16 protein-coding genes are annotated in these 14,589 nt (G+C 40.2%); all 16 read left to right on the top strand.

Annotated elements, in window-relative coordinates; translation table 11 throughout:
* Positions 1-20 precede the first annotated feature (20 nt).
* Positions 21-275, top strand: a complete 255-nt coding sequence (locus HH219_RS09000) for an acyl carrier protein (protein WP_054203898.1) — start codon at positions 21-23, stop codon at positions 273-275.
* Complete coding sequence (locus HH219_RS08995; RefSeq protein ID WP_169327218.1) at positions 275-841, top strand: hypothetical protein; 567 nt, start codon at positions 275-277, stop codon at positions 839-841. Before HH219_RS09000 ends, HH219_RS08995 begins: the two co-directional genes overlap by 1 nt.
* Complete coding sequence (locus HH219_RS08990) at positions 825-2,165, top strand: AMP-binding protein (protein WP_169327217.1); 1,341 nt, start codon at positions 825-827, stop codon at positions 2,163-2,165. Before HH219_RS08995 ends, HH219_RS08990 begins: the two co-directional genes overlap by 17 nt.
* Positions 2,158-2,514 carry an acyl-CoA synthetase gene (locus tag HH219_RS08985; protein ID WP_169327216.1) on the top strand — a complete coding sequence of 119 codons (357 nt, stop codon included), beginning with the start codon at positions 2,158-2,160 and terminating at the stop codon, positions 2,512-2,514. Before HH219_RS08990 ends, HH219_RS08985 begins: the two co-directional genes overlap by 8 nt.
* Before the next feature lie 12 nt (positions 2,515-2,526).
* Positions 2,527-3,264, top strand: a complete 738-nt coding sequence (locus tag HH219_RS08980) for a glycosyltransferase family 2 protein (RefSeq protein ID WP_054203833.1) — start codon at positions 2,527-2,529, stop codon at positions 3,262-3,264.
* A gap of 9 nt (positions 3,265-3,273) precedes the next feature.
* Positions 3,274-4,263 (top strand): family 2 glycosyl transferase, encoded by a 990-nt coding sequence (locus tag HH219_RS08975; RefSeq protein WP_169327215.1) that lies wholly within the window; start codon positions 3,274-3,276, stop codon positions 4,261-4,263.
* Positions 4,264-4,283: 20 nt separating this feature from the next.
* Complete coding sequence (locus HH219_RS08970) at positions 4,284-5,846, top strand: aromatic amino acid ammonia-lyase (RefSeq protein WP_054203831.1); 1,563 nt, start codon at positions 4,284-4,286, stop codon at positions 5,844-5,846.
* A gap of 2 nt (positions 5,847-5,848) precedes the next feature.
* Positions 5,849-6,277, top strand: coding sequence for an acyl-CoA thioesterase (locus HH219_RS08965; RefSeq protein WP_054203830.1), 429 nt, complete (start codon positions 5,849-5,851; stop codon positions 6,275-6,277).
* Complete coding sequence (locus HH219_RS08960; protein ID WP_064435603.1) at positions 6,267-6,833, top strand: hypothetical protein; 567 nt, start codon at positions 6,267-6,269, stop codon at positions 6,831-6,833. The genes HH219_RS08965 and HH219_RS08960 overlap by 11 nt, the downstream gene beginning before the upstream one ends.
* Positions 6,811-9,156 carry an MMPL family transporter gene (locus HH219_RS08955; protein ID WP_169327214.1) on the top strand — a complete coding sequence of 782 codons (2,346 nt, stop codon included), beginning with the start codon at positions 6,811-6,813 and terminating at the stop codon, positions 9,154-9,156. The genes HH219_RS08960 and HH219_RS08955 overlap by 23 nt, the downstream gene beginning before the upstream one ends.
* Positions 9,156-10,430, top strand: coding sequence for an NAD(P)/FAD-dependent oxidoreductase (locus HH219_RS08950; RefSeq protein WP_054203827.1), 1,275 nt, complete (start codon positions 9,156-9,158; stop codon positions 10,428-10,430). Before HH219_RS08955 ends, HH219_RS08950 begins: the two co-directional genes overlap by 1 nt.
* Positions 10,431-10,514: 84 nt before the next feature.
* Positions 10,515-11,006: a DUF3261 domain-containing protein gene (locus HH219_RS08945; RefSeq protein WP_169327213.1), complete on the top strand. Its 492-nt coding sequence runs from the start codon at positions 10,515-10,517 to the stop codon at positions 11,004-11,006.
* Between the two features lies 1 nt (position 11,007).
* Positions 11,008-12,177 carry a beta-ketoacyl-ACP synthase gene (locus HH219_RS08940; protein ID WP_169327212.1) on the top strand — a complete coding sequence of 390 codons (1,170 nt, stop codon included), beginning with the start codon at positions 11,008-11,010 and terminating at the stop codon, positions 12,175-12,177.
* A 2-nt stretch (positions 12,178-12,179) separates the two neighbouring features.
* Complete coding sequence (locus HH219_RS08935; RefSeq protein ID WP_169327211.1) at positions 12,180-12,635, top strand: hotdog family protein; 456 nt, start codon at positions 12,180-12,182, stop codon at positions 12,633-12,635.
* Positions 12,635-13,360: a 3-oxoacyl-ACP reductase FabG gene (gene fabG / locus HH219_RS08930; RefSeq protein ID WP_169327210.1), complete on the top strand. Its 726-nt coding sequence runs from the start codon at positions 12,635-12,637 to the stop codon at positions 13,358-13,360. The genes HH219_RS08935 and fabG overlap by 1 nt, the downstream gene beginning before the upstream one ends.
* Complete coding sequence (locus HH219_RS08925; protein WP_169327209.1) at positions 13,360-14,589, top strand: beta-ketoacyl-ACP synthase; 1,230 nt, start codon at positions 13,360-13,362, stop codon at positions 14,587-14,589. Before fabG ends, HH219_RS08925 begins: the two co-directional genes overlap by 1 nt.

The raw sequence follows: 14,589 nt of genomic DNA, 5'->3' as shown, positions 1-14,589 counted from the left end.
TAACTATGAGTAATGAAAACATGAATAACGGTGATAAAATTTTCGCAATGTTAAGCGAAATTCTGCAAGAATATTTTGAAATTGACGCAGAAGACATTACCCGCACCGCAAACTTATATGAAGATTTAGATCTTGATAGTATTGATGCCGTTGATTTAGTAGTAAAACTACGTGAGCAAACAGGTAAAAAAATCGAACCTAACGATTTTAAACAAGTGCGTACTGTGCAAGATGTGATTGATGCTGTAGAAAAGCTAATGATAGCAGACGCTTAATGAAAAAAGCGCTACTGGCTGGGTTGCTGTTATTATACCCCTTAGTGGTGTATTTTGGTCTGCAATTTAGTGAGCCTGCATTGGTTGGCGGGGTGTTTGCAGTGGTATTACTGCTGCGACACTGGTTAGTAAAGGATAGCAAAGCAACAATCCCGCATTTTCATGTAATGACAATTAGTGGGCTTGGATTATTATTATTTGCCACGTTTGCCAATTCAGAATTAGCACTTAAGTTTTATCCCGTGGTGATCAATAGCTGCTTTTTAGCTGTATTTGCTTATTCACTTTATAAGCCACCAAGCGTTGTAGAAATTATTGCAGGAAAATTCGAAACCCTTGATGCACATGGCAAGAAGTATACGCGTGTAGTGACGAAAGTGTGGTGTGGCTTTTTTATCATTAACGGTGTGATCGCTACCGCAACGGTGTTTCACCCAGATCCGAAAGTATGGTTAACCTACAATGGTTTGATCTCGTATCTGTTAATGGGATTAGTCATGGCAATAGAATTAATAATAAGAAAATGGCAAAAGGCAAAAAATAAAGCAAATGAAATGGCCGACTAATAACTCCTATTTTTATGGTGATAATCATGATTTCGCGATGTGGCAGCAACAGGTAATTGCACACGCTGAACAGTTTTCTGCGCAATCGGCACAAACCTGGCTGTTGTTTGATGCTGATAGTTATCAATTTAGTGTACTATTTTTTGCATTGTTGGTGGCAGATAAGTCGATTGTTTTACCGCAAAATGGCCAGCCTGAACAGCTTACACAATGCCTTAACCATGCTGATGAATTTACAGGAGATACACGTTTAGCACCTGCTAAAGTAACATTTTCTGGAGAAATAAAGAGTAAGCATATTACTGATATTGAAATTAATGAAGCCACTGTAATTCGTTTCTTTACTTCAGGATCATCAGGTAAGCCAAAAGCGATAGATAAGACCTTCAAGCAGTTGATACAAGAAGTGGATGTACTGCAAGCCCAGTTTGGCGAAACACTTAAAGATACTGTGATTGTAGCAACGGTATCACACCAACATATATATGGCTTATTATTTAAATTACTTTGGCCGTTATATTCAGGCCGAGATGTTTGTTTAAAAAGCTTTGAATACCCTGAGCACTTGCTTCACTTTATTGAACTTAATGGTAAAAGCGCAGATGTACAGGATTTTACTTTAATTAGCAGCCCCGCTTATTATCATCGTTTAGTACAAGACAATGTGCTTATACCCGTAAAAGAGAAATTGCGTAGTTGCTTTTCATCAGGTGGGCCTTTGCAAAGTGGTGCTGCGCAACTGTTACAAGAACAATTAACGCATGCGCCTATTGAAGTGCTCGGCAGTACCGAAACAGGAGGTATTGCTTGGCGGCAACAAAGTTTATCATCAATATGGCAAGCATTTAGCCCAATAAAAATAAAGCGTGATGATTTACAGCAGTTAATTATTTCATCACCTTATGTGGATGGCGGACAGTGGTACAAAACGGATGATCGAGTGGAGTTACTTGATAGTGGCCACTTTAATTTATTAGGCCGCGCTGACCGAGTTGTCAAAATTGAAGAAAAACGCTGTTCTTTAGATGAGATCACGCAACGCATTAATGAATATCAGTGGGTTGATGAATGCTATATATTGCTGCTTGAAAATACCCAACAACAAAAACGTAGTGAAATTGGTGCGGTGTTAGTGTTAACCGAACAAGGTGAAATTGCATTAGCAGAGCAAGGTAAGTTTAAATTTTCGCAGGCTTTAAAAAATCATTTAAAGGCCTTTTTTGAGCCACTAGTGATCCCGCGCAAGTTTCGCTATTTATCAGTTTTGCCTTACAACACACAAGGCAAACTTGAGAAAACGCAATTGGAGAAGTTGTTTGACTGATTTTGTATACAAACCGATTTGTGACGTAATAGAGCAAAGCCCTGAGCATGTGCAATTGCGTTTATTAATTCCTGAAAATTTATATTATTTTCAAGGTCACTTTACTCAAGCTGCTATTTTGCCAGGTGTTGCACAACTTGACTGGGTAATGCATTACTTAAACAAATATTTAAATGTAGATCCCCAAGAAGTGATCTCGGTTGATGCGTTGAAATTTCAAATTATTGTGCAGCCTAATTATCAAGTAGATTTACTACTTAAAAAAATTAAAGACACTAAATATAGCTTCAGTTACAGCTCAGAGCATGGCCAACATGCATCTGGTAAAGTTGTCCTTGCTGATGAATAAGAGTAACTGATAATGCCAAGCCAATATGGATTTGTGATCCCTAATTACAATCACGATTTAGTGATCCTCGATACGATCATTGCTTTAGCTAATTTTAAGTTGCCGATTATCTTGGTTGATGATGGAAGCAATGAAAAAACTCAGCGAATTCTTGAGCAAATTGATGCCCAGTTTGCGTTAGTAACTTTAGTACGCCGCACCGAAAATGGCGGTAAAGGGGCTGCAGTGCAAACCGGCTTAGCGCATGCGTATGAAGCTGGTTGGAGCCACGCAATCCAAGTTGATGCCGATGGCCAGCATGACTTAAATGATGTTGAACAGCTCATTGTTCGCTCGAAATTTCAGCCAAATGCATTGGTAAGTGGGCAGCCTATATACGATGAGTCTATTTCAAAAGGGCGCTACTATGGACGTTTTATTACTCACTTTTGGGTCTATATAGAAACTTTATCCTTTGCGCTCAAAGATACTATGTGTGGTTTTCGTATTTACCCACTCGCTGCCTATAGTCAGCTGATCAGCAGCACTAAGCTGGGGTATAAAATGGATTTTGACATAGAGGTGATGGTCAAACTGTTTTGGCAAGGCACACCGGTTGAATTTATTAAAACCAAGGTTCATTACCCTGAAAATGGCGTATCTCATTTTAATGTGTGGGACGATAACGTGTTGATTTCAAAAATGCACACGCGCTTGGTATGTGGCATGCTATGGCGTTTACCGCGATTAATAGCAAATAAATTTAAATAGGGATTATGCGTGTCTGAGCAAACAAAAATACCACAGGACAAAACGGAAAAACCATTTCATTGGTCACAGCTTAAAGAGCGCGGTTCAATGTTTGGTATTGAAGTACTGGTATTTATTTATAAAGTATTTGGTAAATGGCTGTTTAAAATTGTTTTAACACCCGTTATGTTTTATTTCTATGTCACAGGGCGTTTATCACGCCAAGCCATTTGGCATTATCTTGATAATCTCAATACCAGTATGGGTGAAAATAAACGCACTGGCTGGGCACGCTTTAAGCAAGGCTTTAAACTGTATTTTTCATTTGGAATGGCAATTTTAGATAAGTTTGATGCATGGCTTGGCAAAGTGAACATTAAAGACTTGGAAATAGCCACACCAGAAGGTTATCAGCAATTACTTGACGCTAAAGGTGCCGTTATTTTTAGTGCGCACTTAGGGAATATGGAAATTTGCCGTGCTATTTTCAGTATGGGGGATAATAAACGTCCACTCAATGTGATTACATATAACGAGCATACTCCATCATTCAACAATTTTTTGAAAAAAGTAAACCAAGATGCAGCAATTAATTTTATTCATATCAATAACTTTGGTCCAGATGATACAATTAAGTTAAAGCAAAAATTAGATGACGGTGAAGCGGTTATTATTTTTGCAGACCGTACTTCAGTTAATAATCCTAACAGTGTGCATCATGCTCCATTTTTAGGTGAAGAAGCCCCGTTTGCGGTGGGTCCTTTTGCATTAGCAAATATCATGGAATGCCCAGTGTTCTTAATGTTTTGTATTAACGAACAAGGGCGCTATAAAACGTATATAGAGAAGTTTGCTGACCCCATTAAAGTTAAACGTAAAGAGCGTCAAGCCTACTTTCAATCGATGGCGACTAAGTTCGCACAGCGTTTAGAGTTTTATTGTAAAAAAGCACCGTATCAATGGTACAATTTTTTTAATTTTTGGCAAAAAGCCACCGACAAAGATTCAAAGCCTAGCTAAATATCTGGAGAATGAAGTAAATGGAAAATAATAAATCAAACAACCTATTATTTGGCGCAGGCCGTTTAACAATTGAAGATATTATTAGTGTTGTTAAAGGTGATCGTGCCGTGGCGCTTTCAGGTGATAGCCATTTTGCAGAAAAAATTGATTCTGCAGTGGCCTTTTTAGACAAATTACTTGCTGAAGAAGGCCATATTTATGGTGTAACTACCGGTTATGGCGACTCTTGCACAGTGGAGATCCCATTGTCGTTAGTGCATGAATTACCAATGCATTTAACACGCTTTCATGGTTGTGGGCTAGGTGACTTTTTTACACCTGAGCAGGGTAAACTAATTTTAGCAGCGCGTTTAGCGTCATTATCGCAAGGGTATTCAGGTGTTAGCTGGGATTTACTAAAATTACTGGTTGAAATGATCAACCGAGATATTATACCTGTGATCCCACAAGAAGGTTCTGTAGGCGCAAGCGGCGATTTAACACCACTGTCATATGTTGCAGGCAGCTTAATAGGTGAGCGTGATACTTACTATAAAGATCAAGTTGTTAATTCGTTGGAGGCATTTGCTGCTGAAGGCTTAAAAGCAATTACACTGCGTCCTAAAGAAGGCTTGGCAATCATGAATGGTACGGCTGTTATGACCGCACTTGCATGTCAAGCATATGACCGCAGTGAGTACGCTAGCCGCTTAATGACGCGTATTACTGCCTTATCAAGCATTGCACTTAAAGGCAACAGTAATCATTTTGATGATATCTTATTTAGTGTTAAGCCTCACCCAGGTCAACAAAATGTTGCAAGTCGTATCCAACATGATTTAAACCATGTTGAGCATCCACGTAACTCGCATCGATTACAAGATCGTTACTCAATTCGCTGTGCACCACATGTAATAGGCGTGCTTGAAGATAGCCTGCCGTGGTTACGCAGCATGATCGAAAATGAACTAAATAGCGCCAATGACAATCCTATCATCGATGGTATTGGAGAGCATGTGCTGCATGGCGGTCATTTTTATGGTGGTCACATTGCGATGGCAATGGACTCAATGAAAAATTGCGTAGCAAACTTAGCTGATTTAGCGGATCGTCAAATAGCAACGTTAGTTGATGTGAAAATGAACCACGGTTTACCGTCTAATTTGAGTGCAGCATCTAGCGAACGCCGCTTTATCAACCATGGTTTTAAAGCAATACAAATTGGTTGTTCTGCATGGACTGCTGAAGCACTTAAGTTAACAATGCCTGCGAGTGTATTTTCTCGTTCTACTGAGTGTCACAATCAAGATAAAGTAAGTATGGGGACAATTGCAGCGCGTGATTGCTTACGTATTTTACAACTAACAGAGCAAGTATTAGCCGCAACATTACTGGCTGCCGTACAAGGTGTGCGCATTCGCATTTTAAATAACGAAATAGATGCCGCAGCACTTAATCCAGAGATCACCACAATGATTGATGATGTAGCTAGTTTTTGTGATTTACTAGAAGAAGATCGTCCAACTGATAAGTTACTTCGTCAAACGATTGAGTATATTCAGACGCAACGCTGGGCTTTGTATCCAACAGCTAAAGGTTAATTATGAAAAAATCCTACGCAATAGTCAGTGCTTATCTAGACATGGTTGTGCCGTTTTATGATGTTGATCCTATGCGCATTGTTTGGCACGGAAACTATGTAAAATATATTGAGGATGCACGCTGTGTATTACTCGATAAAATAGGTTACAACTACATTGCGATGGAAGAGTCAGGCTATATGTGGCCGATTGTTGATATGCGGTTAAAGTATGTTGCATCGGCTAAGTTTGGCTCACATATTCGTATCCATGCCGATTTGATGGAATTTGAAACGCGGATCAAAATAGATTACCGCATAGAATGTTTAGATACGAATAAGATACTCAATAAAGCGTATACAATCCAAGTTGCAGTTGATATAGAAACCCAAGAGCTGCAATTTGAATCCCCTGCAGCCCTGACTGATAAAGTGCTTACTTATGTTGGGTAAACTTACGCAATGCCTCTTGTTATGTGCTTTGTTACTGAGCGGACACACACTTGCTAACGACTTTAGTAACTTTGAAGTAAAGCAGGGCAAGGGGCAATTTAGTCAAGCGAAGCATTTTACATTTTTGAAGCGAGCAATTAAATCACAAGGTGAATTTGTTATTTATGAACAACATGTTTATTGGCACACAATAGACCCTGTGAGCAGTGAGATGTTATTATTGCCCAGTGGTATTTATCGCCGTTTAAACACTGAGAAAGCATATCAAACAGTTACTAAAGACAAACAGCTCAATCGTTTGCTTGCAAAATTACTCAGTGGTGAAATTGACGAACATGATTGGAAAATAACAGCGATTGAACAGTGCTATAAGTTAATACCTAAGCTTGATGATGTGGCTCTTTTATTTGCAGTGGTAGAGTTATGTTCGGCGGATGAGAATCATCGACGTATTGTGATCACTGATCAGCAGAAAAATGAAACTCACATTAGCATGCAGATCACAAGCAAGGAGCTTACCGAAGGTGACATGAATGCCGTCAAACTCACCCATTAAATCGATAAGTTCTCGTACAAAGTTAGTACTTTGGCTAATACAGTTACTGCTTCTTATCGCGGGCTTAATCTATTTGTGCTTGTTTAAGTCATTTTCTGTTGTTGCAGATATTAATCAGATTTTTACAGTTGAGCAAAGTGACGATATTCGCGTGGTCAGTGAGCGAATTGAGCAACAGCATTTACGTCAGCACGTGTTACTCGTTGCTCATGAGAAGCGTGATAACGCAATTGAATATGCAGAGCAAGCAGCTGCATCACTTCGTACAATTAATGGCATTACTGTCAATCTTAGATTTGGATCATTACCCCAGCTCGACTCGATAGTAAAAGACTACATCCCTTATCAACATGCGTTTGTAAGTAATGCTTATAAAAATGTGCTCAGCAGTGGCAGTGCCGATGATGTCTTCACGTATCAATTTAGTTTACTAAATGAAATGGGATCCCCTTGGGTTGCCTCGACCCTTGAAATTGATCCAAGTTTGAGTTTAGCTGATTTTTTTAATCAACAAAATTTGCCCACGACGGGACTTAAAAATGATCAGGGCTATTTGATTGCCCAACAGACGAACCAAGCTGGCGCATCTATTTATTATGTACTAGTTAATTTTGTGAGTGCGGGGACTGGCTTAGATCTAAATATTGCAAATGACATAGCGACAAAAATTGCAGAACTAAAGCAGCAAAACAAAGAGCATACAACTGGTGTTCACTATCTTGCGACGGGTGCTGCTTTTTTTACTGCTAATGCCAGTAACAGTGCTCAAACTGAGATGAAGGTGTTTGGCGGCATTTCCATTATTGCAACCTTGCTATTGATTTTAGCAATCTATCGTAGCGCATTGAGTGTTTTGTGTACGCTATTTGTGATTTCAGTCAGTATGTTATACGGCTATAGTGCATTGCGCTTATTTTTCACTGAAGTGAATATATTGACGTTAGTGTTTGCGGTCACTTTAATTGGTATTGCTGCGGATTACAGTTTTCATGCTTTAAGTGAATTACGCTTTAGCAAATTAAATCGCAGCAACCCATTATTAAGTATTCGCAGCTCGTTATTACTTGGTTTTATTACCACGACCGCAGGTTACTTAATTTTAGTTTTTACCCCATTGAGCTTATTTCAACAAATTGCCGTGTTTACTATGGCCGGTTTATTGGGAGCATTACTTACGGTATTACTTGTCTATCCGAGTTTGGCCGGTTTTATAGTAAAAAAACCAACCGCTATCCCAGGCTTTATTACACGGTTAAATTGTTGGCAGAAGATTCTGGTAAAAAAACGTGTAAATGGGCGTTGGCAAATCGCTTTATTAGTCCTGCTACTTGGGGGACTAAGTCTGGTCGAAAACGTGGACGATCCGCGTACGTTTTATCAAAGCTCAGCTGATTTAATATCACAGCAACAGCAAATCACAACAATATTAAATGCGCAGTGGGATAGCCCCTATATTTTAATTGCAGGTGATACACCTGAACAAACACTGCAACGCTCTGAGCAATTGATAGAGCCACTTACTCAATTACAACAACAAGGAGTGTTGAGTGCTTACGCTAGTATTAGCCAGTGGCTACCTTCGATTGCTACGCAAATACAATCACAGCAATTAGTAAAAAATGCACAGCAGTCAGGCTTATTCGAGCAGCTCAATACGGTGCTTGGGCTAGTCGTTGGTAGTACACCGAGTGATTATAAACAATTGGATTTTACGACATGGCAAAAAAGCCAAGTTGCAGCTTTATTTAATGACCAATGGCTACAAATTAATGGTCGATTTTACAGTGTTATTAAGCTCAAAGGCATTAATGACTCTAAAGAAATTGACCGTATATTAAATAACTACAGCGATGTTGTTTTTGTTGATAAAGTATCAGCCGTAGGTAAGCAAATAGGGCAGTTTAGGCATCATTTAATTCTTATTTACGCATTAGCTCTGATTGCTGCAATGTTGGTTTTTTGGCTACGCTATGGCTTTATTAATGCCATTACAGCGGTGAGCCGACCAGTAATAGCAATGATAATTGCGTTAGCTATGAGTGCCTTGTTTTTTGGTAGTTTAAGTGTGTTTAATTATGTAGCAGGGATACTGATCCTCGCCTTAGGCTTAGATTATTGTGTATTTTATGCGGAGCATGGTCATTGTGAAAAAATCACTTTGACCACGCTTATATCAGCACTGAGTTCACTGCTGGTCTTTGCAATTTTAATCGTTAGTTCAACGCCAGCTGTTAGTCAGTTTGGTTTTACAGTATTTATAGGCGTGGTGGTAGTGTTTACTATTTCTCCGCGTCTTGCTCTTGTTTCGAAAAGGAATATTTAATGACATCGACAGATTTTGATGTAACTATCATAGGTGCTGGCCCATCGGGGACAGTTGCCGCATGTTTATTAATGCAACATGGTTTGAGTGTGTGTTTAATTGAACGAGATGAATTTCCTCGTTTCTCTATTGGTGAAAGCTTATTACCTCAATCGATGGATTATTTACGCCAAGCTAATATGCTTGACGCGTTACTTGATAATGCAGATAAACTTGGCTTTCAATTTAAAAATGGGGCTGCCTTTTATCGCAGTGGTCACCACACTAACTTTAATTTTGAAGAAAAATTTAGTGAAGGCCCAGGCACGACTTATCAAGTTAAGCGAGCTGAATTTGATAATTTGCTCGCAGAAGAAGCAATAAAGCAAGGCGCAACCATTCGTTTTGGGCAAAATGTAACGAACTTTACTGCAGATGATAGTGGGACTTGTCTTGATGTTGTTGATTTAAAAACACAACAGCAGAGCAAAATAACCGCTCGCTTCACTTTAGATGGCAGTGGTTTTGGCCGTGTGCTTCCTCGTTTACTTGATCTAGAAGAGCCAAGCGAACTGTCACCACGAAAAGCAATCTTTACTCATTTTAAAGATAACATTGATTGCCCTAAGTTTGACCGCAATAAAATATTGATCACCGTCCATCCTGAGATCCCTGATATATGGTATTGGTTGATCCCATTTGGTGATAGTACTGTCAGTGTGGGTGTTGTAGGTGAAACAGCGCAAATAGAAAAACCAGATCAAAGCCTTGAGCAAACTTTACTTAACTTCATCCATGAAGACGATAACTTATCAACATTGTTAGCCGATGCTGAAATTATTGCTCAAGTGCGCACTATTGGTGGCTACTCCGCGAACGTAAAGCATTTACATGGTGATAAGTTTGCATTGCTAGGAAATGCTGGCGAGTTTTTGGACCCGGTCTTTTCATCTGGTGTAACAATTGCACTTCGTTCTGCGGTACAAGCGAGTGAATTAGTCGTAAAGCAATTACAAGGCGAAGACGTTGATTGGCAAAATGAATATGAAGTGCCGCTGCGTGAAGGGATCACGGTATTTAAGTATTTTGTAAATTCGTGGTATGACACCAGTTTACAGTCTGTGATTTTTTTCGCGGATGGGCAACCTGATGTCAAAGCCATGATTTGCTCAATTTTAGCCGGTTATGCATGGGATAAAACAAACCCATTCGTTAAAAATACTGCACGGGGTTTACGTATTTTAGAACAAATATGTGAGCCAGATAATGCAGCACAAGACACTGCTGTCGTTTAAATGCGAGTGTTAAAAATACAGGTTAATAATCATTTGAAAATAGTACTTATAACCTCAGTAATATGGTTATTAAGTGCGTGTCAAATGGCGTATACACCAGTGCAAAATACGGCGATGTTTGAGCTAATGCCAGTCCCTACGGAACTTAATAATGGCGGGTGGTTAGAGAAATTTGAGTTCTCAGGCGTAGTTGAACAGTCGATGTTGGTATCTACAGAGTTTGTTAAACCAATGATCAGTGTTGCTGCTTTAAGTTTTGAGGGAGTGCCGCTTACACAGTTACAGTTTGATACGCATACTCAGCAATTAATAACGAGCAATACTTTAGAAATTGATCTTGATGGCAAAAAAATTATTTACGATATGCAAAGTGCATTTTGGCCATTAACTTCACTTGAACAATCAATAAATGAGCACTGTAGAGTCGTTGAGCTCACTGTTGATGGTCAAGTAACGCGCCGGTTCTATCGCAATGAAATCTTGGTTCGTGAAATAACGTATACTGGTGCTCTGACTCAGTTAATTGAGTTTGAGCAAAAGTACCGCTTAAAAATAGAAAGATTAGAAGAATATTAATATGCAGCAACCGCTATTTATCAGTCATTACGCCATGATCAATGCCTTAGGGCGAGATAATCAAAGTATCAAGCGTAACTTATTAGCTGGCAATCAGTCAGGAATTGTTAGTAATGATACTTTGTTAAACGAAGGCCCTATTTTTGTTGGGGCCGTGCAAGGTGAGTTACCAACATTGAATGATAGGGCGATCGAGTTTCAAACCCGTAATAACCAATTAGCAGCACTTGCCATCGCGCAACTCGCAGATCCAATTGCAGAGCTTAAACAGCAATATGGCGCCCAGCGTATTGCCGTTATTGTAGGTACGAGTACTTCAGGGATTGCTCAAGGTGAGCAGGCAATGAAAGCTCGTCACGCGCAGGGAGAATTCCCAAGCGAATATCATTATCAGCAGCAGGAAATGGATAACCTGGCACAGTTCATTTGTAGTGAACTGGGATTGCAAGGTATCGCGTTAACCCTTTCAACGGCGTGCTCTTCAAGTGCAAAGGCCTTTGCGACAGCTCAAGAAATGATTGCATCAGGCCTCGCGGATGCCGCTATTGTTGGTGGTGTTGACAGCTTATGCGGTATGACCGTCAACGGTTTTTCTGCTTTAGCATCAACTTCTGCGGGTGTATCTAATCCATCGAGCCGTAACCGCGATGGTATTAATTTAGGTGAAGCTGCGGCGTTGTGCATCGTACAAAAACAAGGGCGAGTAAAATTATTAGGTGTAGGTGAGTCAAGTGATGCGCATCATATGTCAGCGCCGCACCCACAAGGGGAGGGCGCGGCGGCGGCGATGACCGCTGCACTTAATGCTGCATCTTATCAAGCGGGTGATGTTGATTATGTCAACTTACACGGTACAGCAACACCAAAAAATGATGAAATGGAAGCCATTGCTGTAGCGACAGTGTTTGGTAAAAATACGCCATGCAGTTCTTCAAAAGGAATGATTGGTCATACATTAGGCGCAGCAGGTGCAACTGAAGTTGGGCTATGTTGGCTATTAATAGGTGGTTCTGATTATGCACCTCATATATGGGATGGCCAACAAGATGAGAGTTTACCCGCAATCAACCTTGTTGCAGTAGGAACTCAACACCCAACTAAAATAACCACGTGCTTGTCAAACTCTTTTGCGTTTGGCGGCAATAACGTTAGTGTATTAATCGGATTATAGTTATGACCGTTCACCAAATTGAAGATGTATTACCGCACACCGCACCGATGATTTTAATTGATAGCTTAGATAGCTACGACGAAGAGAGTGGTCGTTGCTCGGTAACGATTACCCCAGACAGTAATTTTTATAATCCACAATCACAAACAGTGCCAAGTCATGTTGGTATTGAATATATGGCGCAATCGATTGCCGCATATGCTAATGCCAATCAAATAGATAGTGGTGCGATAGTCGCGATAGGCTTTTTAGTGAGTAGTCGCAAATATAAAATACATTGTAATGGTTTTAAACTAGGCAGTAAGCTTACAATTGATGTCACAAAACTTTATAGCGAACCCAATGGTTTAAGCGCGTTTGAATGTGTGATTCGAGAAGGCAATAGCATTTTAGTTGATGCCAAAATAAATGTTTTTCAACCTGAAAATCCAGAACAATTTTTAGCGGAGCAACTGTAATGTCACGACGTGTATTAGTCACAGGTTCAAGTAAAGGTATTGGTAAAGCGGTGGCTTTGCAACTGGCCAAAGATGGCTTTGATATTAGCTTACATTGTCGTTCAGGCATAGAGGCAGCGGAGCAAGTAAAAATTGAGATCAGCGCATTAGGTGTTAATGTTGATATTCTGCAATTCGATGTAGCCGATAGAGCGATTGCAAAAGCGGTACTTGATGATTATGTTGAGCAACATGGTGCTTTTTATGGTGTAGTCTGTAATGCAGGCATTACTGCGGATACGGCCTTTCCAGCAATGACTGATGATGAATGGGACAGTGTTATCCACACTAACCTAGATGGTTTTTATAATGTGCTTCATCCACTGGTTATGCCAATGGTCCGCACCCGTAAAGGTGGCCGTATTGTTGCTATGTCATCAGTCTCTGGTGTTGCAGGCAATCGTGGGCAAGTCAATTATAGTGCATCAAAAGCGGGCGTGATTGGTGCATCAAAAGCGTTGGCAGTTGAATTAGCAAAACGTAAAATTACCGTAAATTGTGTCGCGCCTGGTTTAATTGATACGGGTATGACTGATGACCTTCCAATTGCAGAAATGACTAAAATGATCCCAGCGAACCGCATGGGAAGCGCTGATGAAGTTGCAGCAGCTGTTGCATTTTTAATGTCTGATGGAGCAAGTTATATTACTCGTCAGGTACTTCAAGTTAATGGTGGAATGGCGTAATGAAACGTGTAGTAGTAACAGGTATGGCGTCAATCACTGCGCTTGGTGATAACTGGGATGAGTTTAAGGCTGCTTTAGTAAAAGGCGAAAATGCCGTTAAGCAGATGAAAAGCTGGGAATACATAGATGGTTTGAATACTAATCTCGCTGCCCCAGTTGAAAATTTTAGTCGCCCTGCACATTATTCACGTAAAAAAGTACGTTCGATGGGACGAGTATCGTTGATGTCGACCGTTGCGACAGAACGTGCACTTGAACAAGCTAAATTATTAGAACACCCCTCGCTTACTGATGGCTCAACCGGTGTATCGTATGGTTCGTCAATCGGCTCAACTGAACCGCTGGTGTCATTTGGTCGGATGATGGAAACTGGCTCTATGAATGGTGTAACGGCAACCAGTTATATTCAAATGATGGCGCATACGGCTCCTGTAAATGTAGGGGTGTTTTTTGGCCTTAAAGGACGTGTTATTACTACTAGTTCAGCGTGTACCTCTGGCTCACAAGGCATCGGTTATGCCTATGAAGCAATCAAGTTTGGTCGCCAAAAGCTAATGGTTGCTGGTGGTGCTGAGGAACTATGTGTTACTGAAGCTGCTGTATTTGATACACTTTATGCTACCAGCACGCAAAATGACACACCCAAAATGACACCGCGTCCGTTTGATAAAAACCGTGATGGGTTAGTTATAGGTGAAGGCGCGTCTACGCTTATTTTAGAAGAATATGAACATGCAAAAGCGCGTGGTGCGACAATTTTAGCTGAAATAGTTGGCTTTGGTTGTAACTCTGACGGTCAGCATGTCACTCAGCCGACTGCATCTACAATGCAATTAGCGATTGAAATGGCGTTACAGGATGCTGATTTATCTGCGGATGAAATTGGTTATGTAAGTGCCCATGGAACATCAACTGATCGAGGTGATATTGCAGAATCTCATGCAACTTTTAATGCTTTAGGTACAAAACCAATTAGCTCGCTTAAAAGTTACTTGGGGCATACTTTAGGTGCATGCGGCGCGATTGAAGCGTGGGCAAGTATTAATATGATGAGCGATAATTGGTTTGCCCCAACGATCAATTTAACAGAGATTGACAGTGAATGTGCCCCGCTTGATTACATCACTGAGCAAGGTCGTGAGATACACACTAATTATGTAATGAGTAATAACTTTGCATTTGGTGGGATTAATACATCACTTATTTTTAAGCGTTTTAAAGGTGAATAA

Source organism: Pseudoalteromonas sp. NEC-BIFX-2020_015 (genome assembly GCF_012952265.1).
GTDB lineage: Bacteria > Pseudomonadota > Gammaproteobacteria > Enterobacterales > Alteromonadaceae > Pseudoalteromonas > Pseudoalteromonas neustonica.
The sequence above is the reverse complement of the archived record's forward strand: the minus strand, read 5'-3'. Positions and strand labels throughout refer to the sequence as shown.